Annotated in this window: 17 protein-coding genes and 1 pseudogene; 12 read left to right on the top strand and 6 right to left on the bottom strand. The window is 65.6% G+C overall.

Features of this window, described 5'->3' with window-relative positions:
• The first annotated feature begins 1 nt into the window (after position 1).
• The 3 genes from VXJ37_RS17610 to VXJ37_RS17600 all read left to right on the top strand — a co-directional run bounded on the left by VXJ37_RS17610 (position 2) and on the right by VXJ37_RS17600 (position 2,114).
• The gene (locus VXJ37_RS17610; RefSeq protein WP_331324335.1) at positions 2-484 is read left to right on the top strand and encodes an 8-oxo-dGTP diphosphatase; all 483 of its coding nucleotides are present in this window, start codon (positions 2-4) and stop codon (positions 482-484) included.
• Positions 485-600: 116 nt separating this feature from the next.
• The gene (locus VXJ37_RS17605; protein WP_331324334.1) at positions 601-1,143 is read left to right on the top strand and encodes an RNA polymerase sigma factor; all 543 of its coding nucleotides are present in this window, start codon (positions 601-603) and stop codon (positions 1,141-1,143) included.
• Between the two features lie 2 nt (positions 1,144-1,145).
• Complete coding sequence (locus VXJ37_RS17600) at positions 1,146-2,114, top strand: hypothetical protein (RefSeq protein WP_331324333.1); 969 nt, start codon at positions 1,146-1,148, stop codon at positions 2,112-2,114.
• A gap of 68 nt (positions 2,115-2,182) precedes the next feature.
• On the opposite strand, the gene VXJ37_RS17595 is transcribed toward VXJ37_RS17600, so the two are convergent.
• The 4 genes from VXJ37_RS17595 to VXJ37_RS17580 all read right to left on the bottom strand — a co-directional run bounded on the left by VXJ37_RS17595 (position 2,183) and on the right by VXJ37_RS17580 (position 6,483).
• Entirely contained in the window at positions 2,183-3,322 is a 1,140-nt protein-coding gene (locus VXJ37_RS17595; RefSeq protein WP_307312423.1) for a bifunctional 2-methylcitrate synthase/citrate synthase, read from the bottom strand.
• 89 nt (positions 3,323-3,411) lie between these two features.
• Positions 3,412-4,314, bottom strand: coding sequence for a methylisocitrate lyase (gene prpB, locus VXJ37_RS17590; RefSeq protein WP_331324332.1), 903 nt, complete (start codon positions 4,312-4,314; stop codon positions 3,412-3,414).
• Positions 4,314-5,834 (bottom strand): MmgE/PrpD family protein, encoded by a 1,521-nt coding sequence (locus VXJ37_RS17585; RefSeq protein WP_331324331.1) that lies wholly within the window; start codon positions 5,832-5,834, stop codon positions 4,314-4,316. Before VXJ37_RS17585 ends, prpB begins: the two co-directional genes overlap by 1 nt.
• A complete protein-coding gene (locus VXJ37_RS17580; RefSeq protein ID WP_331324330.1) occupies positions 5,827-6,483 on the bottom strand; it encodes a GntR family transcriptional regulator in 657 nt (218 codons plus the stop codon). The genes VXJ37_RS17585 and VXJ37_RS17580 overlap by 8 nt, the downstream gene beginning before the upstream one ends.
• 172 nt (positions 6,484-6,655) lie before the next feature.
• On the opposite strand from VXJ37_RS17580, the gene VXJ37_RS17575 reads away from it, so the two are divergent.
• Positions 6,656-8,560, top strand: coding sequence for a propionyl-CoA synthetase (locus VXJ37_RS17575; protein ID WP_331324329.1), 1,905 nt, complete (start codon positions 6,656-6,658; stop codon positions 8,558-8,560).
• Between the two features lie 28 nt (positions 8,561-8,588).
• On the opposite strand, the gene VXJ37_RS17570 is transcribed toward VXJ37_RS17575, so the two are convergent.
• The gene (locus tag VXJ37_RS17570; RefSeq protein WP_331324328.1) at positions 8,589-9,302 is read right to left on the bottom strand and encodes a response regulator; all 714 of its coding nucleotides are present in this window, start codon (positions 9,300-9,302) and stop codon (positions 8,589-8,591) included.
• Complete coding sequence (locus tag VXJ37_RS17565) at positions 9,299-10,933, bottom strand: sensor histidine kinase (RefSeq protein ID WP_331324327.1); 1,635 nt, start codon at positions 10,931-10,933, stop codon at positions 9,299-9,301. The genes VXJ37_RS17570 and VXJ37_RS17565 overlap by 4 nt, the downstream gene beginning before the upstream one ends.
• A gap of 158 nt (positions 10,934-11,091) precedes the next feature.
• Between VXJ37_RS17565 and VXJ37_RS17560 the strand changes: the two genes are divergently transcribed.
• The 8 genes and pseudogenes from VXJ37_RS17560 to VXJ37_RS17525 all read left to right on the top strand — a co-directional run bounded on the left by VXJ37_RS17560 (position 11,092) and on the right by VXJ37_RS17525 (position 18,930).
• Entirely contained in the window at positions 11,092-12,435 is a 1,344-nt protein-coding gene (locus tag VXJ37_RS17560) for a cation:dicarboxylate symporter family transporter (protein WP_331324326.1), read from the top strand.
• A 231-nt stretch (positions 12,436-12,666) separates the two neighbouring features.
• Positions 12,667-13,566: a ParA family protein gene (locus VXJ37_RS17555; RefSeq protein ID WP_141946240.1), complete on the top strand. Its 900-nt coding sequence runs from the start codon at positions 12,667-12,669 to the stop codon at positions 13,564-13,566.
• 9 nt (positions 13,567-13,575) lie between these two features.
• Positions 13,576-14,391 carry a segregation and condensation protein A gene (locus VXJ37_RS17550; RefSeq protein ID WP_141940843.1) on the top strand — a complete coding sequence of 272 codons (816 nt, stop codon included), beginning with the start codon at positions 13,576-13,578 and terminating at the stop codon, positions 14,389-14,391.
• Positions 14,388-15,047 carry an SMC-Scp complex subunit ScpB gene (scpB, locus tag VXJ37_RS17545; protein ID WP_331324325.1) on the top strand — a complete coding sequence of 220 codons (660 nt, stop codon included), beginning with the start codon at positions 14,388-14,390 and terminating at the stop codon, positions 15,045-15,047. The genes VXJ37_RS17550 and scpB overlap by 4 nt, the downstream gene beginning before the upstream one ends.
• Before the next feature lie 123 nt (positions 15,048-15,170).
• On the top strand, positions 15,171-16,397 hold the full coding sequence (locus tag VXJ37_RS17540; RefSeq protein WP_331324324.1) for a pseudouridine synthase: 1,227 nt from the start codon (positions 15,171-15,173) through the stop codon (positions 16,395-16,397).
• A gap of 3 nt (positions 16,398-16,400) precedes the next feature.
• Positions 16,401-17,510, top strand: a complete 1,110-nt coding sequence (locus VXJ37_RS17535) for a prephenate dehydrogenase (RefSeq protein WP_331324323.1) — start codon at positions 16,401-16,403, stop codon at positions 17,508-17,510.
• Positions 17,510-18,223, top strand: a complete 714-nt coding sequence (gene cmk / locus VXJ37_RS17530) for a (d)CMP kinase (protein WP_331324322.1) — start codon at positions 17,510-17,512, stop codon at positions 18,221-18,223. The genes VXJ37_RS17535 and cmk overlap by 1 nt, the downstream gene beginning before the upstream one ends.
• Positions 18,224-18,254: 31 nt before the next feature.
• Positions 18,255-18,930 (top strand): annotated as a pseudogene (locus tag VXJ37_RS17525) (lysophospholipid acyltransferase family protein).
• Positions 18,931-18,938: the final 8 nt, after the last annotated feature.

The following is an 18,938-nucleotide window of genomic DNA, read 5'->3' as shown; positions in this document are numbered from 1 at the left end:
GATGGGCGCAGCGGAGGTTACGCTCTGCTTCCTCCTCCGGGAAGGAGAGCACGGGGCAGAGGTGCTCCTCGGGCTGAAACAGACAGGGTTTGGCAGGGGCAAGATCGTTGGCATCGGCGGCCATGTGGAGCCGGGGGAGACGCATGCCCAGGCTGTGATCCGGGAGGTGCTGGAAGAAACCGGAGTGGTTCTCCAGGCGGAGGACCTGGCGGACGCCGGCGCCGTGCACTTCGTATTCCCGGCCCGGCCTGACTGGGACATGAAGACCACGCTCTTTACTGCGCGCACCTGGCAGGGCGACCCGGTGCCCAGCGACGAGATCCTGCCCGAGTGGTTCAGGGTGGAGGCGCTGCCGGTGGAGCGTATGTGGCAGGACGCAGACCATTGGCTTCCGGTAGTGCTGGAAGGCCGCCGCATCAACGTGGTGATTACCATGCACACCGACAACGAGTCCGTCGCATCGTCGCAAAGCCTCCTGGAATAGCGCGGCGGTAAATCCACGGCCTGTGCCGGCAGTGCCAGGCGGCGGCGTGCCCGGCAGGAATTGCCGGGCGCGTGTAACCTCCCGGCCGGTATCCGGAAACAAGACAGATAGCCTGCGTGTCAGGGCACTACGCAATTTTGGGGGAAGCCGTGCTTTCGGAGCGCGAGTTGGCGTTTATCGCCTTGTACAAAGACAGTTATCCACGAATCCACCGATTCGTACATCGGCGGGTCGACGATCCGGAGCTTGTCCAGGAGTTGGCTGCCGACGTGTTCCGCATAGCCTGGCAGAAGTGGGACGGCAGCCCCGGCGTGGAAATGCCGTGGTTGTTCGCAGTTGCCCGCAACGTGATTGGCAACGCCTACCGCGGGCGCGACAGGCAGCGTGCCCTCCAGCAGCGGCTTGAGGCTTTCGCATCCGTCGCCAGTGCGCCGGACAGTGACAACGCACTGGTTGAATCAGCGCTGCTGGCGCTTCGCGGGAAGGACCGTGACGTTCTGCTGCTGGCCTACTGGGACGACCTGACCATCGCCGAGATTGCCGGAATTCTCCAGTGTTCCCAGTCGGCGGCAAAAGTCCGGCTATACCGGGCCAGGGAGGCATTCCGCGGCCTCCTGCCAGACCTTTGCGCTGTAACCGGACAGAAAGTGGGGGCTTAGCCATGGACGCCGTCAAGTATCTCATTTGCAGTGTGGATCCGGTGGGCAAGGACTCCGATGTGCCCGACGGGGCTGCGGTGCTGAAGGATATGTTCTCGCGGCCGGAGGTCTTCGTGGACCGGGTGCCCATCAACCTGCCCACCCTCAATGAACGCAGGGCACGCCGGGGACGACTTGCGGGAGTCCTCGCGGTGGCAGCGGCGGCGGTAGCCACAGGTGCCCTGCTCACCATGAACCTGGGACCCGTGGGAAACGTGCCTGCTCCCGCCACAAGTTCCACTGCAACGGCTCCGGCCCCTTCGGCGGCACCGACGGCCGCAACGTTGCCGGCCCTGGCTCCAAGTCCAACTGCGGCTCCGGAACCATCCGCCTCGGCCGAACCCACCACTTCCGTGCCGGCCGCCGCCTCGTGGCAGACATACACCAGCGCTGACGGCAGGATTTCCTTCGACTATCCGGTGGACTGGAAGGTCCTGCCCAAGCCGGCCAACCCGGAGTATCCGGCGGTGGACCTCGATGTCGAAGACAGTAGCGGGAAGCGTATTGCATCCCTCCATTACGGGGCTTCAGGGGGTATTGGCGGAGCATGCGCCGCGCCGGTGCCCTACCAGGTGCTCGATTCCGTGGAACTTCCGCTGCCTTACAACGCTTCCGCCTCCGATGTCATTGCCCCCAGGTATGCATACCGCGTCCTGGTTGAAGCGGACAGGGTCATTGCGTCCTATGGCATCACCAGCAGTCCTGCCGGAAAGGACGGGAAAGCCTGCATGTTCTACAACGTGGTCAGCGGTCCTGCGGAGTCGCCGCTCTATTCCTTTGCAGACAATTTCCAGGTATCGGCAGGCGACGCGCCTGGGACCAACAGCAAGGTCTTCAGTTCGCTCAACGAAGCACGGGACTACATGTTGTCGACGGAATACATCAACGCCAAGAAAATGCTGGTGTCTCTGCGGATCCGAAGCGGCCAGTAGCGGAACGACGGCGGGCCGGCACCCAAGTGCCGGCCCGCCGTCGAACGCTCTTCCCATCGCCGGAGAGGCTACGGAAGGTGCCGCTCCTCGTGGCCGTTGTATTCGCTCAGCGGCCTGATCAGCGAGTTGGCGTCCAGCTGCTCCATGATGTGCGCGGTCCAGCCGGTAATTCGGCTGGCTACGAACAACGGAGTGAAAGTGGGGGTATCGAAGCCCATGAGGTGGTACGTGGGGCCGGCCGGGTAGTCCAGGTTCGGCTTGATCGCCTTCGCCTCGTCCATCGCCTGCTCCAGGCCGTTGTACAACCCCAGCAGCTCGGGGCGGCCGTAGTGGGCGATCATCTTGTCCAGGGCCGCCTTCATGGTGGGAACCCGCGAGTCGCCGTGCTTGTAGACACGGTGGCCGAATCCCATGACCTTCTTCTTCTGCGCCAGGGCGTTTTCCATCCACGTCTTGGCCCGGGCAGCAGCCTCCTCGAGGGACTCCTCCTGCCGGATGCCGATCTCGTCGAAGGTGTGCATGACGGCTTCGTTGGCACCGCCGTGCAGGGGCCCCTTCAAAGCTCCGATGGCTCCGGTCACGGCTGAATGCAGGTCCGAAAGCGTGGAGGTGATCACGCGGGCCGTGAAGGTGGAGGCGTTGAAGGAGTGTTCGGCGTAGAGGATCATCGAGACGTTGAACGCCTCCACCACCTCCGGGACCTGCTCTTCGCCGAAGGCCATCCACAGGAAGTTTGCCGAGTACCCCAGGTCGTCACGCGGTTCCACGACGTCCTGGCCGTGGCGGCGGCGCTGGTCGTAGGCCACTACCGCCGGCATGGCGGCGAACAGGTCGAGGGCCTTGGCCATGTTGGCCTCGCGGGACGAATCTTCGGCCAGCGGGTGCCTGGCGCCCATCACGGAGGCCGCGGTCCGGCAGACATCCATCGGGTGTGAAGTGGTGGGCAACGCGTCGATCACCTGTTTGACCACCGGATCGAGGGCGCGGCCGGCCCGTTCCTTGGCAGTGAACTCCGCCAGCTGCTCCGGCGTGGGCAGTTCACCGTTCCACAGCAGGTATGCCACTTCCTCGAAGCTGCACCGGGCGGCCAGTTCCTGCACAGGGTATCCCCGGTACAGGAGGGAGTTCGTGTCCGGGTTGACCTTGGAGACCGCCGTGTAGTCCACCACGACGCCGGCAAGGCCCTTTTTGATCTCATTTTCAGCCATGCTGAAACTCCTTTGTTCCTAAAAGCCTGTGTTCCTGAAGTCATTCTCCGGCTGCTGCCGGTACCCCGCTGACGTGCCAGGGCGGGATGTCAGTTCCCGGGGATCCGGAAGTTGAAAACCCCGGTGTCAAAGTGGTTGTAAGCCTCATAGTCAACGAGGTCGTAGAGCCGGGCACGGGTCAGCATGCTTGGGACCTGTGCCTCCTGGGTGCCGTCGGATTTGATCGATTCCAGAGTACGCTCAGCAGCGCCCATGGCACTACGGAGCAGCGTGACGGGATAAATGATCATGTTGACGCCCACCCCGGCAAGCTGGTCCACCGTGAACAGGTCGCTCTTGCCGAACTCGGTCATGTTGGCCAGGATCGGCACGTCCACGGCGTCCCGGATGGCCTGGAACTCGCTGAGGTCCTTCATGGCTTCCGGGAAGATGGCGTCCGCCCCGGCGTCAACCAGGGCTTTGGCCCGCTGCTGGGCCGCTTCCAGTCCGTCGGTGGCACGGATGTCGGTCCGCGCCATGATCAGGAAGTTTGGGTCGCGCCGGGCGTCGGCGGCGGCACGGATGCGCTTGGTGGCGGTGTCCAGGTCCACCACGTTCTTGCCGTCCAGGTGGCCGCAACGCTTGGGGTTGAACTGGTCCTCGATATGGCAGCCCGCCAGCCCCGCGTTCTCGAGTTCCTGAACGGTGCGGGCCACGTTCATGGGCTCGCCGAACCCGGTATCGGCGTCCACGATCGAAGGCAGGTCCGTCATGCGGGCTATCTGCCCTGCCCGGGTGGCCACCTCGGTGAGCGTGGTCAGTCCGATGTCCGGCAGGCCGAGGTCGTTGGCCAGCACGGCGCCGGAAATGTAGACGCCGGCGAAGCCCTTCTCCTCGATCAGGCGGGCCGAAAGCGGGTTGAACGCGCCGGGGAACTGCTGGATGGTGCCGGAGGAGAGCAGCTCCCGGAAGCGGTTCCGCTTCTGTTCCGGCGTGGTCTTCGAGTACAGCATTAGAAGAGTCCCTTCGGTGCCGCCGCCAGGTCGATGACGCCGGGGGCGGCGGTGATGTTCAGCTGGTCCAGTTCGCCCGCGGCGAGTTGGGGGAGGCGTTCGACGGCGGCAAGGAACCTTTCGATCTCGGCCTCCTCCACGAGGCCCGCGGCGAGGGTGCGGAACTTGTTGACGTACTGCTCGCGTGCGAACGGCCGGGCGCCCAGCGGATGGGCGTCGGCCACGGCGATCTGGTCCGTGATGACCGTGCCGTCCTTGAGCGTGATCTCCACGGAGCCGCCGAAGGCCTTCTCGGCGATGTCCAGGGAGTGGTAGCGGCGGGTCCATTCGGGGTCTTCCACCGTAGTGACCTTATGCCACAGTTCCACGGTGTCCGGGCGTCCGGCGCGCTCAGGCGCGTACGAATCCACGTGGTGCCAGGCCCCGTCCTGCAGGGCGACGGTGAAGATGTACGGAATGGAGTGGTCCAGGGTTTCCCGGCTCGCGGTGGGGCTGTACTTCTGGGGGTCGTTGGCGCCGGAGCCGATCACGTAGTGCGTGTGGTGGCTGGTCTTGATCAGCACCGACTGGACGTTGGCGGGATCGGTGACCTCCGGGTGCTCGCCGTGCAGCTTGCGCGCCAGGTCGATCCACGCCTGGGCCTGGTACTCCGCCGAGTGTTCCTTCGTGTACGTGTCCATGATGGCGCGCTTGGCTTCACCGGGGGTGGGGAGCGGGACCATGTAGGACGCGTCCGGACCGTCGAGCATCCAGGCGATGACGCCGTCCTCGCCTTCATAGATCGGCACCGGTGAGGTCTGGCCGCGCATGGCCCGGTCTGCAGACTCGATGGCCATCTTGCCTGCGAACGCCGGAGCGTGGGCCTTCCACGTGGAGATCTCGCCCTTGCGGGACTGCCGGGTCGCCGTGGTGGTGTGCAGCGCCTGGCCGATGGACTGGAAGATGGTTTCGACGTCGAGGCCCAGCAGGGTGCCTATGCCGGCGGCAGCCGAGGGACCAAGGTGCGCGACGTGGTCGATCTTGTGCTTGTGCAGGCAGATGGCCTTGACCAGGTTGACCTGGATCTCGTAGCCGGTCGCGATACCGCGGATCAGGTCGTGGCCGCTGGATCCGACGTGCTGGGCGACGGCGAGGATCGGGGGAATGTTGTCGCCCGGGTGGGAGTACTCGGCGGCCAGGAACGTGTCGTGGTAGTCCAGTTCCCGGACGGCGACCCCGTTGGCCCAGGCAGCCCATTCCGGCGCCACCCGTTCCTCGATGCCGAACACCTTGGAGCCCTTGCCTCCGGTGGTGGGGCCATGGGTCAGTGCCTGCGCCCGGGCGGCCACGATGGGGGCCCGGTTCAGGGATGCGATGGCCACCGAGGCATTGTCGATGATGCGGTTGATCACCATGTCGGTCACCTCGTCGGAGACCGCGACGGGGTCAGCAGCCACCTGGGCGATCTTGTAGGCGAGCTGGTCCTCGCGAGGCAAGTTTTCTTCGCTCTTGTAGACGCGGACGTGGTGTTCCTTAACCATGATGCTCCTTCGGATGGGACGCGTGGGTTGCTTTGACGTGGGAGAGACTTCGGTGCAAGTGGACGATGGTGGCAGCCTCGGCGAGCTTCGGGTTGCCGGCCGCGATCGCCTCGGCGATGGCGGCATGTTCGGCGGCTGCGGCGGTGAGGCGGCAGGCGTCGTCAGCTGCCAGCCGCCGGATCCGGACCAGGTGGACGCGCAGGCTGCGCATGGCCTGGGCCAGGTAGGAATTGGAGATGGCTGCATCAATGGCGGTGTCCAGCCGCCCGACGAGGTCGTAGTAGTCGTGGAGGGCAGGATCGTCGCCGCTTATGAGTTCCGGAGCCCGCAGCAGTTCCTGCCGCAGGCGTTCGAATGTTGCCGCATCACCTCGCCGGGCGGCCAGTGCTGCGGCCTTGCCCTCGAGGGTTTCGCGGAGTTCGAAAAGTTCGTCGATGTCCTCGAGGGAGATGTCGGTGACCACGACGCCTCGCCCGCCCGCCATGGTCAGCCCTTCCGCCGTGAGGCGGCCCAAGGCTTCCCGCAGCGGGGTGCGTGAGACGCCCAGACGTTCGGACTGTTCCACTTCCGCAAGAACCGTTCCGGGCGCCAGCCGCCATTCGACGATGTCGTCGCGCAGGGCGGCATAGGCCTTGTCGCTGGCACGCATCGGTGGTCTCCTTCGTCGGTAACTTGATCAGTGTATACACAGTAGGGTGGGATTGACAGTACTCTCGCTGTTTTTGGGCGGTTGTCCGGTCCTTTGTATACAAACCTCTTGTGGACCTGCTGGGTTCCCACTACCATGAGCTGCATCACAATGTCGTGGAGGGGATTACCTCATGGTCACCAACAGCTACATGGACAGCTACCGGCGCAGCGCTGAGCAGCCCGAAGATTTCTGGCTGGAGGCAGCGCAGAAGATTTCCTGGACTTCTCCGCCCCGCTCGGCGCTGGACTCCAGCCGGGCTCCTTTGTACCGCTGGTTTCCCGACGGCATCCTGAACACCTCCTACAATGCACTCGACCGGCACGTCGCAGAGGGTCGCGGCGGCCAGGACGCGCTGATCTACGACTCCGCCATGCTGGGAACGCAGCTGCGCTACACCTACGCCGAACTTACGGACCTCGTTGCGCGCTTTGCCGGCGTGCTGCGTGCCAACGGCGTGGGCAAAGGGGACCGGGTGGTGATCTACATGCCGATGATTCCGGAAGCGGCCATTGCCATGCTGGCCACCGCCAGGCTCGGGGCTGTCCATTCTGTGGTCTTCGGCGGCTTTGCGCCGAAGGAGCTGGCGGCCAGGATCAGGGATGCGGAACCGGCCATGGTGGTCACCGCCTCGGGCGGGATCGAACCCTCGCGCCGCATCGAGTACCTGCCGGCTGTTGCCGAGGCACTCAGGCTGGCGGATTCACCCGGCATACCTGTTCTGGCCAAGGCCCGTGAGGGCTTCACCGCAACGGCGGCGGACCAGGCGGGCTGGCTGGATTGGGACAAGTCCATGGCGATGTCCGTGCCCGCCGCCCCGGTTGACGTGCAGGCAACCGACCCGCTGTATATCCTCTACACCTCCGGGACCACGGGCACGCCCAAGGGCGTGGTGCGGGACAATGGCGGCCACGCGGTCGCCCTGCGCTGGACGCTGGAGAATATCTACGACGTCGGTCCCGGAGACGTGATGTGGACAGCTTCGGACGTCGGCTGGGTGGTAGGACACTCGTACATCGTCTACGGTCCGCTGCTGGCGGGCGCCACCACCGTGATGTATGAAGGAAAACCGGTGGGCACTCCCGACGCCGGCGCTTTTTGGCGGGTGATCCAGGACCACCGGGTCAACGTGCTGTTCACGGCGCCGACGGCGCTGCGGGCCATCCGTAAGGCTGACCCTGAAGCGCAGCTGCTCCGGCACTACGACGTCTCCAGCCTGCGCACCCTGTTCACGGCGGGCGAGCGGCTGGACACGGACACCTTCCACTGGGCCTCCCGTATCCTCGGCGTACCGGTGGTGGACCACTGGTGGCAGACGGAAACCGGCTGGGCGATCTGTGCGAACCCGCGGGGGCTGGAGAAGCTGCCCATCAAGGCCGGCTCGCCGACTGTGCCGATGCCGGGGTTCCGGCTGCGGATCCTTGACGGCGCGGGGAAAGAGGTGGAGTCCGGGACCGAGGGCAATATCGTGCTGGGACTGCCGCTGCCGCCGGGCACGCTCACCACGTTGTGGGGAAACGACGACCGATTCATTTCCTCCTACCTTCAGGCCTTCGAGGACTGCTACGCCACCGGGGATTCCGGGTACCGCGACGAGGACGGTTACCTCTTCGTCATGGGCCGGACCGATGACATCATCAACGTTGCCGGCCACCGGCTTTCCACCGGAGCCATGGAACAGGTGATAGGGCAGCATCCCGCCGTTGCCGAATGTGCGGTGATCGGCCTGGCGGACCCCCTCAAGGGCCAGCGTCCCAGCGGCTACGTGGTGCTCAAATCCGGCGTGGACATTCCGGAGGACGTGCTGGCCAAGGACCTGGTGGCGCTGGTCCGTCGGGACATCGGGGCAGTCGCCGACTTCAAGCATGTGACGGTAGTGGACGCCCTGCCCAAGACGCGCTCCGGAAAAATCCTCCGCAAAACCATGCGCCAGATAGCAGACGGTGAGGAGTACACGGTGCCCTCCACCATTGAAGATCCAGGAGTTATCGAACAACTCGTCGGGGCCCTGCGGCCAGGACCGGGAGGACAGGGCTGAACCAGGCCGGGGCGGGTCCCTGGAAGTCTCAGGGAGCGTTCCAGCGGTATTCGTTCTCCGGCCTGCCGGGGGTTCCGTAGCGGGCAGTCCTGGAAACCGTGCCGGCGTCGGCAAGATATTCAAGGTAGCGGCGCGCCGTCACACGGGACATGCCCAGGGCATCCATCACCTCCGTGGCCGAGACAGCTTCAGGCTGGCGGCGGAGGAACTCCTGGACGGAGCCAAGGGTCGAGGTGGAAAGGCCCTTGGGAAGCGGAAGTTCGGACGGCGCCCTCAGGCTGGCAAAAGCCCGGTCCACCTCGCTTTGGGACGCCCCGCCCTTGCCGGGACCGCCGCTGGAACCGGCAAGCTGCTGGCGGAACTGGCGGTAGTTTTCCAGCTTGTCCGAGAATGTGGCGAACGTGAATGGCTTGATCAGGTACTGGACTACGCCGATGGCCACGGCGCTGCGAACGATCGCCAGTTCACGCACGGCGGTAATGGCGATGATGTCGGCCAGGATCCCCGCCGAACGCATGCGCCTTGCGATGTCCAAACCGTGCAGGTCGGGCAGGTTCATGTCCAGCAGGACCAGTTCCACAGGCTCACCCGCAGCCACGAATTCGCTCAGCAGCCGCAGGGCGGACTGGCCGTCCGGTGCGGTCCCGGCGAGCTCGAATCCTTCCAGCCGCCCCACGTACGCAGCATGGGCCGCCGAGGCAATCGCCTCGTCTTCGACGACGAGGACCCGGATGTTGCTCACTGTCTTTGCTCCTTCTCCGCGGACACCGCTGCGGGCAGGAATACCTGGAACTTGGCGCCACGACGGCCGTTGATGGCCAGCGTACCGCCCAAACGCTGCACGGCCTGCCGCACCAGCGCCAGGCCGATGCCCCGGCCGCCCGTCCCTGCCGGCTTCGTGCTGAAGCCGTGGCGGAAGATCTTCTCTGCATCCGCGGGGTCGATTGGGGCGCCGGAGTCATTGACGGCGATGTCCAGTCCTTCTTCGTCCGCCTCCAGCGTCAGGACCACGCGCCGCGGCGGGGGCGCCTCCGCCGCGGCGTCGATCGCGTTGTCCAGCAGGTTGCCCAGAATGGTCACCAGGTCGTGCACGGCCACCCCGGCCGGTGTGCCGGAGCCAAGCGTGGACACATCCAGCTGGACGCCGCGCTCGTGGGCCTCGGCCACCTTCCCCATCACCAGGGCGCCCACCACGGGCTCATCGATCGAGCTCACCATGTCATCAGTCAACCGCTGGCTGAGCGCCAGGTCCTGCGTGGCGAAGTCCAGGGCTTCCCCCGTGCGGCCAAGCTCAAGGAGCGAAACCATGGTGTGCAGCCTGTTGGCGTGTTCGTGGGTTTGAGCCCGCAGGGCGTCGGAAAGGGTGCGCATGGTCTGTAGTTCGTTGCCCAGTGCCTCGATTTCCGTCCGGTCCCGGAGGGTGGCCACCGTGCCGTACACCGGAACCTTTCCACGGCCGCCGTGGGTCTCGGGGCCATGCGCCGGTCCCTGATTAACCACCAGCAGCCGGGAACCGGTCAGGACTATTTCGTCCTTGGTGGCACGTCCGGACTCGAACAGGCTGCGCAGTTCGGGGTCCAAAGGCAGGTCCGTCAGTGAAGGTGGCCGCGTGGGATCATTACTGCCGGTTTCCGGCAGGCCCAGCAGCTCAGCCGCCTGGTCGTTGTACATCACCACCCGCTTCCTGCCATCGATCAGGATGAGGCCCTCGCGGACCGAGTGCAGTACCGACTCGTAGTAGGCGAACAACTGCGCCAACTGCTCAGGACCCCAGCCGCGGGTCACCCGCCGCAGGTACCGGCCCAGCAGCCAGGATGCCAGGGAACCGCCCACCAGCAGGGCGATGCCAACGGCCAGCAGGACCGGCAGCCGGCCCGCCAGGGCAACGTCTACGTTCCGGACCGTAACGCCGACAGCCACCAGAGCCTTGACAGTCCCGGCGGAATCCTTGACCGGAACGATGGTCCGGACGGACGGACCCAGGGTGCCTGCCGTCACTTCCGTAAAGGTCTGGCCCTGCAGGGCAGCGTCGATGGAGCCGATGTAGGGGCGGCCCAGCTCCTCGTCCCGCGGGTGCGTCCAGCGGGTCCGGTCCGGCGCCATGATGGTGATGAAGTCGACGTGCGCCGCGGCGGTCACATCTTTGGCATACGGCTGGAGGAGGGCCGAGGGGTTCGGCGTTGCTGCCGCTTGGAGTACCAGGGGATTGGCGGCAATGGAGGCCGCCACCCCTTCCATTCTCCGGCCCGCTTCGTCGTAGGTCCGGTCCCGCGCATCCACATAGGCTGCCGTTCCCACGATGGCGATGAATGAGACGACAATCAGCAGGTTCGCCAGGAACAGCCGGCGGGCGATGCTCCAACGGTGGATCATGCGTACCTCCATCTGGCCCCGAAGGCGCCGCGACCAATATGAACGCAACGGTGAGCTGGATCACGGGGTGCCCAATGATGGATATCACATTGGACAGACGTGTTGAGCCCAGAGACTGCGCCGCAGCGTCTATCAGAATATCCACAAGGAGACACATCATGGCTTCTCAACGAGGAGAGTCGCTCGAGACCGCGACGCCGCGGCGCAAGGGACTGGACAAGTCCCACTACCTCTACATTGCCGTTATCGCCGCCGTCGTGCTGGGCGCGCTGGTGGGCCTGCTGTTCCCGGAGGTCGGCAAGAACCTCAAGCCCCTGGGCGACGGCTTCGTCAAGCTCATCAAGATGATGATCGCGCCGGTCATCTTCTGCACCATCGTCCTCGGCATCGGCTCCATCGCCAAGGCGGCCACGGTTGGCAAGGTCGGCGGCCTGGCGCTGGGGTACTTCATCATCATGTCGACGTTCGCCCTGGCCATCGGCCTGGTGGTGGGCAACATCATCCACCCGGGCGAAGGCCTGAAGCTCAGCGCCTACGATCCCAACAAGAAGGCTGCAACGGACAGCACCGTTGACTTCCTGCTCGGCATCATTCCCAGCGACATCCCCGTCCTGCCCACCCTGCTGGCCGCCATCCTCGTTGGCTTTGCACTGCAGAAGATGGGCCCGGCAGGTGCCCCGATCCTCAAGGCCATCGGCCACGGCCAGGCACTCGTCTTCCGCATCCTGATCATGATCATGTGGGTCGCCCCCATCGGTGCATTCGGCGCCATCGCCGCCGTCGTCGGGGCAACAGGCGTCCAGGCCATCGTGAGCATGTTCACGCTGATGGTCGCGTTCTATATCACCTGCGCACTGTTCATCGTGGTCATCCTCGGCGGCATCCTCCAGGTGGTGGCGGGCGTGAACATCTTCAAGCTGATGAAGTACCTGGCCCGTGAATACCTCATCATCTTCTCCACGTCGTCCTCCGAGGCCGCCCTGCCGCGGCTGATCGCCAAGATGGAACACCTGGGCGTCTCCAAGCCCGTCGTCGGTGTCACCGTTCCCACGGGTTACTCATTCAACCTGGACGGCACGGCCATCTACCTGACCATGGCCTCCCTCTTCGTTGCCAACGCCATGGGAACCCCTCTGGACCTCGGTGCCCAGATCTCCCTGCTGATCTTCATGATCATCGCCTCCAAGGGTGCAGCCGGGGTGACCGGCGCAGGCCTGGCCACCCTCGCAGCAGGCCTTCAGGCACACCGGCCGGAACTGCTCGGCGGCGTGGGCATCATCGTCGGCATCGACCGCTTCATGTCCGAGGCCCGCGCGCTGACCAACTTCACCGGCAACGCCGTCGCCACGGTCCTGGTGGGCACTTGGGTCAAGGAAATCGATGGTGCGCAGGTTACCCGCGTCCTCTCCGGCGAACTGCCCTTCGATGAGCAGACCATGATCGCCGGACACGGCGAAATGGCGCCGAAGGAAGAAGGCGCCCGCGAGGTTGCGAAGGCGTAGCCACCACCCTTAACCGAAAAGGAACCGCCCCCGCAGCCTCGCTGCGGGGGCGGTTTTTCGTTGCCCGGCGGCTCAACCTTCGACCTCAGCTAGAGGGTAAAGGCTCAACATCCGCGGAAAGTCAAGTTCCCTCGAATACCGTGTCGGGCGCTGTAACCTAGGGAGCAGAACGAACGCCGCTGGCAAGCCGGGCGGCAGGAAATCACCGTCATCGAAAGTGTGGACAGATACGTGAGCAGCGAACAGGGTTCAGCAACTCTGGAGGGCACGGAATTCGACCTCGAAAACGCGGTGATGGGGCCTACCGGGCGCCCATACCGCGAGTTCCCGGAACCCGCGCCGCTGTCCTCCCATGGCCCGGCCCGGGTGATTGCCATGGTCAATCAGAAGGGCGGCGTGGGGAAGACCACCTCCACCATCAATCTTGCCGCCGCACTCGCTGAATACGGCCGACGCGTCCTGCTGGTGGACTTCGACCCCCAGGGTGCGCTGTCCGCCGGCCTGGGCGTCAACCCGCACGAGCTGGACCTCACGGTGTACAACGTCCTGATGGACCGCAAGGTGGACATCCGCGACGCGATCCACCACACCGGCGTCGAAAACGTCGACCTGCTGCCGGCCAATATCGACCTCTCCGCCGCGGAAGTCCAGCTGGTCAATGAAGTTGCACGTGAACAGGTCCTGGACCGTGCGCTGAAGAAAGTCGAAGACGACTACGACGTCGTCCTCATCGACTGCCAGCCGTCGTTGGGCCTGCTGACGGTCAATGCCCTCACGGCGGCCCACGGCGTCATCATTCCGCTCATCTGCGAGTTCTTCGCACTGCGTGCCGTTGCGCTCCTGGTCGAAACCATCGACAAGGTGCAGGACCGGCTGAACCCGCGGCTGCAGGTGGACGGCGTCCTGGCCACCATGTACGACGCCCGGACCCTGCACAGCCGCGAAGTGATCACCCGCCTGGTGGAAGCATTCGGTGACAAGGTCTTCGAAACCGTCATCAAGCGCTCCATCAAGTTTGCAGACGCCACTGTGGCCGCGGAGCCCATCACCAGCTACGCAGGAACCCACGTGGGCGCCGATGCCTATCGCCGGCTCGCCAAGGAGCTCATTTCCCGCGGCGGCGCACCCTAAGACACCGCCATGGCCGAATCCAAGCCCGGCTTTGAGGTGCGGCTGGCCAACTTCACGGGTCCCTTCGACCTCCTCCTTGGCCTGATCGCCAAGCATCAGCTGGACATCACCGAAGTAGCCATTGCCACGGTTACGGACGAATTCATCAAGTACATCCGCAAGCTGCAGCAACTCGGCGAGGAATGGGCCCTGGACGAGGCCAGCGAATTCCTGGTGATTGCCGCAACGCTGCTTGACCTGAAGGCTGCCCGTCTCCTGCCCGCGGGCGAGGTCGAAGACGATGAGGACATTGCCCTGCTGGAGGCCCGGGACCTCCTCTTCGCCCGCCTGCTGCAGTACAAGGCCTTCAAGCAAGTGGCAGGCATCCTGGGGGAGACCCTGCACCAGGAAGGGCGGCGGTTTCCACGGCAGGTGGCGCTTGAGGAGCACTTCGCCGCGATGCTCCCCGAACTGGTGTGGAAACACACGCCCCAGCAGTTCGCGGCGCTGGCCGAGGCAGCGCTTCGGCCGAAGACGCCGGAGGAGCCGCCGCGGGTGGCGCTTGGCCACCTGCACGGCAGCAACGTCAGCGTGAAGGAGCAGGCCCGGCTGCTGGGCCTGCGGCTGCAGCAGGAGTCGCCGCTGACCTTCCGTTCCCTGATTGCGGACGCCGGCTCCACCCTGGTGGTGGTGGCGCGGTTCCTGGCCCTCCTGGAACTTTTCCGGGACAGGGCAGTCTCATTCGACCAACTGTCGCCGTTGGCGGAGCTCGCCATCCACTGGACGGCCCAGGGCCGGGAGTGGTCAGCGGAGAACCTGAGCGAAGAATACGAGGAGCAACTGTGACCCCCCAGCAGGACACGGGAATTGACGAGGCCCCGGACTATGCCGATTTCCCCGGTGGCGCCAAGGCTGCCCTAGAAGCAGTACTCATGGTGCTGGACGAACCTGCCGGCGAGGAGGAGCTGGCGGCAGGCCTTGGCCTGACGGTGGCTGCAGTCGCGACACTGCTGGCCGAACTGCAGCGCGAGTATAACGGCTATACTGGTAAGGCCCCGGAGATGGAAAGTGCCAGCAACACTGGCATCGGTTCCAGCCCCCGGGGTTTTGAATTGCGGAACATCGCCGGTGGCTGGCGGATCTACTCGCGGGCCGAGTTTGCCGACATCGTCGGCAAGTACGTGCTGGAGGGGCAGACTGCCAGGCTTACCCAGGCGGCGCTGGAAACACTGGCGGTCATCGCGTACCGCCAGCCCGTTTCCCGGGCCAGGGTATCCGCAATTCGCGGCGTCAATGTTGATTCCGTCGTACGGACGCTCGCCCAGCGGGGGCTGATCGAGGACGCGGGAACTGATCCGGAGTCCGGCGCAATCCTGTACCGGACCACCTCCTACTTCCTTGAACGGATGGGAATCAGTTCGGTGGAGGAGCTGCCACAGCTCTCGCCGCACCTTCCGGGGCTCGACGGAATCGCAGAGTTCTACGACGCCGGGACCATGTAGGCGGGGAGCCCCTGCCTGCAGCGGCTATTACCAGTTTTAGTTATCAGGGCAGACGAAGTCTGCGGGGCTGGCTAGGGTTGTCCTTGGACACTCTGCCGGCCAAAACACATTGAAGGACGGGTCATGACACAGGCGGGACGCCAGGGTTCACCACGTAACGGTTCGGGACGCGGCGGGAACGAACGCGGCAATTCAGTGCAGCGCGGCAATTCGCAGCAGCGCGGTTCACAGGGAGGCAGCTTCAGCGGAGGCGCCCGCGGCGGCACCGGCAAACGTGCCGCCGGCTTTGGCGGGGACCGGCCGCACCGCGCCCCCAAGCCGCGCGAGGAGCGCTTCGTCGATCCCGACCTGGCGGGGGACCAGCCCGGACGCGGTGCCGAAGGCACCAAGGGCGCCAAGCCGTCGTCGCGCAAGCCCGCTGCCCGCAAGCCAGGGGCAAAGAAGGCCCCCGGAACTCCCGGTGCCCCCAAGCCCAAGCCGCGCACCGGAGCGCCCGGGGCAGCAGCCTCCCGTGCGTTCGGCAGCGAACGCTTCGGGCAAAACCTGGGGCCCGTCCGCAAGCCCTCCCGGAAGAAGCACCCCCGGGGCAACGTCCCCCAGTCGGACCTCCACGATTCGGACGGCGTGCGCCTCCAGAAGGTGATGGCCTCCGCAGGAGTGGCCTCCCGCCGCGTCTGCGAGGAAATGATCGCCGAGGGCCGCGTCGAAGTGGACGGCCAGGTTGTCACCGAACTCGGCGTCCGCATCGATCCCAAGACCGCCGTCATCCACGTTGACGGCCTGCGGATCCAGCTGGACGAGAACCTCGTGTACATGGTCTTCAACAAGCCCAAGGGCGTGGTGTCCACCATGGAGGACCCCGAAGGCCGGCCCTGCATCAGCGACTTCCTGAAAAGCAACAAGAACACCGGCGAACGCCTCTTCCACGTGGGCCGGCTCGACGTCGCCACCGAAGGGCTGCTGCTGCTGACCAACGACGGCGAACTGGCCAACCGTCTCACCCACCCTTCCTACGAGGTCCCCAAGACGTACCTGGTCCAGGTCCGCGGGCCCTTCCCCCAGGGTGTCGGTGCCCAACTGAAGTCGGGCGTGGAGTTGGAGGACGGGATGGCGGCCGTGGATTCGTTCCGCCTTGTCGATTCGACGCCCGGCCACGTGCTGATCGAGGTTGTGCTGCACTCGGGCAAGAACCGCATCGTGCGCCGTATGTTTGACGCCGTCGGCTTCCCGGTCCAGCGGCTGGTGCGCGTGAAGGTGGGCCCCATCGGGCTCGGAGACCAGCGCCAGGGCAGCATCCGCAACCTGGGCAAGCAGGAAGTCGGCCACCTGCTGGCATCCGTAGGGCTCTGAGGCATGTCCGCGTTCAAAAGCCAGGGCCGCGGGCATCTGGACGGCCCGGTGGTGGTCCTCGGTACCGGACTGCTGGGCACGAGCATCGGCCTGGGCCTGCGCGGACGCGGCGTGCCCGTGTTCCTCTCGGACCCGTCGCCCACCAACCAGGCAGTGGCCGTGGACATCGGTGCCGGGCGCCCTTTGGGGGAGCTGGCCGGCGCCAAGCCCCAACTCGTGGTGGTGGCTGCTCCGCCCGACGTAACGGCCGACGTCGTAGGCCAGGCGCTGGCTGATTACCCGGACGCCGTCGTGGTGGACATTGCCAGCGTCAAGGCGGACATCCTTTCCCGGCTTCGGAGCCTTGGCGCAGACCTCTCCCGTTACGTGGGCACCCACCCGATGGCGGGCCGGGAAAAATCCGGTCCGGTGGCGGCGCGCGGTGAGCTGTTCACTTCCATGCCGTGGGTGGTGTGCCCTTCGGAAGAAACATCCGGGGCTGCCCTGCAGGTGGCACGATCGCTGGCTACGGACCTTGGCGCCGTCGTGTCGCAGTTCAGCGCGGACGAGCACGATGAAGCAGTGGCAATGGTTTCGCACCTGCCGCAGATCATGTCCTCCCTGCTGGCCAGCCGCCTGCAGGGGACACCGCTCCACGCGCTGTCCCTGGCCGGCAACGGCCTGCGTGATGTCACCAGGATTGCCGCCAGCGACCCCACCCTGTGGGTGCAGATCCTCGGCAGCAATGCAGCGAAGGTGGTTGAAATCCTTTACGGCGTCCGCGAGGACCTGAACCGCCTCATCGGAACCCTGGAACAGCCCAGCGCCCCCGGCGCACGCCTGGATCTGGCCCAGCTCATCAGCGAGGGCAACGCAGGGCAGGCCAGGATTCCCGGCAAACACGGCGGCCCGGCTCAGGCGTACTCCTGGCTCACCGTCCTGGTGGATGACAGGCCGGGCCAGATCGCGCAGCTGCTCACCGAGATCGGTGAAATCGGGGTGAACGTGGAGGATCTCCGGCTGGACCATTCGTCCGGGCAGAACGTGGGCATGGTGGAATTGTCTGTGTTGCCGAACAAGCACGACCACCTGATCGAAGCTCTCAACGACCGCGGATGGCGGGTACTTCAGTAATGACACAGGAACTCCTCGAAACCATGCGCGCGCTGCGCATCGGCCGGCCGCTGGTGGTTGCCATTGACGGGCCCTCCGGCTCCGGCAAGTCCAGCGTGAGCAAGGAAGTCGCCCGCAGGCTGCGGCTGGCCTACCTGGACACCGGCGCCATGTACCGCGCACTGACCTGGTACTGCGTCTCCGAAGGCATCGACCTCGATGACACTCCGGCCGTGGAGCAGGCCTCCCGGGACTTTGCCCTGGAATTGAGCACCAGCCCCCAGGAGGAATATGTCCGGGTGGGCGGGGTCGACGTCACGGAGGCCATCCGTGAGCCGGCAATCTCGTCCGCCGTCAGTGCCGTGGCCACCACGCTCGGTGCCCGGACCGAATTGATCCGCAGACAGCGGGAACTGATTGAAAGGCACCACCGGCGCATGGTGGTGGAGGGCAGGGACATCACCACCGTCGTCGCGCCCGGGGCAGAGGTTCGCATGCTCCTGACCGCCAGCGAGGAAGCACGCCTCCGCCGCCGCGGGATCCAGCTCGGCGGCACCCAGAACGCCGAGCAGCTCGCAGCCCAGGTCACGCACCGGGACGCCAGGGATTCAACCGTCGTGAACTTCACCCAGGCGGCCGATGGTGTGGTCACGCTTGACTCGTCGGACCTGGACTTCGAACAGACCGTCGACGCAGCCCTCGTGATCGTGACCAAGGTGCTGAATCGTGACTGAGTCCCTGGCCGGGGTGCCGTCCGGGCTGACCATGGCGTGGAGCAGGCCCGTGGGCTGGATCCTTGACCATCTGGTCTACCGGACCAGCGTGACCGGCAAGAGCAACGTCCCCACCGGCGGACCGGTAATTTTCGCCGCCAACCACATCAGCTTCCTTGACGGGCCGGTAATGTTCGGTGCGGCGCCGCGGCCCATGCACATCCTGGTGAAGCAGGAAATGTTCAAAGGGTTCCTGGGGAAGGTGCTGGCTGCGTCCGGGCAGCTTCCGGTGGACCGCCGGGGCGACCGTGCAGCGCTGCAGCGCTGCAAGGCCGTGCTCGACGCCGGCCGGTGTGTGGGGATCCTCCCTGAAGGAACGCGGGGGAGCGGGGCAGCAGCGGACATCAACGGCGGCGTGGCCTGGCTGGCGCTGAACTCCGGGGCGCCGGTGGTGCCGGTCGCCATCCTGGGCACCCGCCAGGGCCATGAGCACCTGGATTTCGTCCCTCGGCCGGGGCGGCGCTTCCATGTCAGCTTCGGATCAGCCCTCACGCTGGCCCGCCGGGCCGGCGAAACCGGGCGTGCTTCAATGGACAGGGCGGCGCAGGATATCCGTGCAGCACTGGCAGGGCACGTCCAGGACACCATCCAACTCAGCGGGCAGCCCCTGCCTTTCGCTGACCACAATGACTTGACAGTAGCCGGGGACGCCGGCAGATGACCACTAAGGACAGTG

Origin of the sequence: Pseudarthrobacter phenanthrenivorans (assembly GCF_036455295.1) — a bacterium.
GTDB lineage: Bacteria > Actinomycetota > Actinomycetes > Actinomycetales > Micrococcaceae > Arthrobacter > Arthrobacter phenanthrenivorans_C.
The sequence above is the reverse complement of the archived record's forward strand: the minus strand, read 5'-3'. Positions and strand labels throughout refer to the sequence as shown.

Bases quoted from the DNA above. Each gene is read 5' to 3' on its own strand.
- VXJ37_RS17610 (WP_331324335.1), top strand. From the start codon at position 2: ATGGGCGCAGCGGAGGTTACGCTCTGCTTCCTCCTCCGGGAAGGAGAG.
- VXJ37_RS17600 (WP_331324333.1), top strand. From the start codon at position 1,146: ATGGACGCCGTCAAGTATCTCATTTGCAGTGTGGATCCGGTGGGCAAG.
- VXJ37_RS17595 (WP_307312423.1), bottom strand. From the start codon at position 3,322: ATGGCTGAAAATGAGATCAAAAAGGGCCTTGCCGGCGTCGTGGTGGAC.
- prpB (WP_331324332.1), bottom strand. From the start codon at position 4,314: ATGCTGTACTCGAAGACCACGCCGGAACAGAAGCGGAACCGCTTCCGG.
- VXJ37_RS17585 (WP_331324331.1), bottom strand. From the start codon at position 5,834: ATGGTTAAGGAACACCACGTCCGCGTCTACAAGAGCGAAGAAAACTTG.
- VXJ37_RS17580 (WP_331324330.1), bottom strand. From the start codon at position 6,483: ATGCGTGCCAGCGACAAGGCCTATGCCGCCCTGCGCGACGACATCGTC.
- VXJ37_RS17575 (WP_331324329.1), top strand. From the start codon at position 6,656: ATGGTCACCAACAGCTACATGGACAGCTACCGGCGCAGCGCTGAGCAG.
- VXJ37_RS17565 (WP_331324327.1), bottom strand. From the start codon at position 10,933: ATGATCCACCGTTGGAGCATCGCCCGCCGGCTGTTCCTGGCGAACCTG.
- VXJ37_RS17560 (WP_331324326.1), top strand. From the start codon at position 11,092: ATGGCTTCTCAACGAGGAGAGTCGCTCGAGACCGCGACGCCGCGGCGC.
- VXJ37_RS17550 (WP_141940843.1), top strand. From the start codon at position 13,576: ATGGCCGAATCCAAGCCCGGCTTTGAGGTGCGGCTGGCCAACTTCACG.
- VXJ37_RS17540 (WP_331324324.1), top strand. From the start codon at position 15,171: ATGACACAGGCGGGACGCCAGGGTTCACCACGTAACGGTTCGGGACGC.
- VXJ37_RS17535 (WP_331324323.1), top strand. From the start codon at position 16,401: ATGTCCGCGTTCAAAAGCCAGGGCCGCGGGCATCTGGACGGCCCGGTG.
- cmk (WP_331324322.1), top strand. From the start codon at position 17,510: ATGACACAGGAACTCCTCGAAACCATGCGCGCGCTGCGCATCGGCCGG.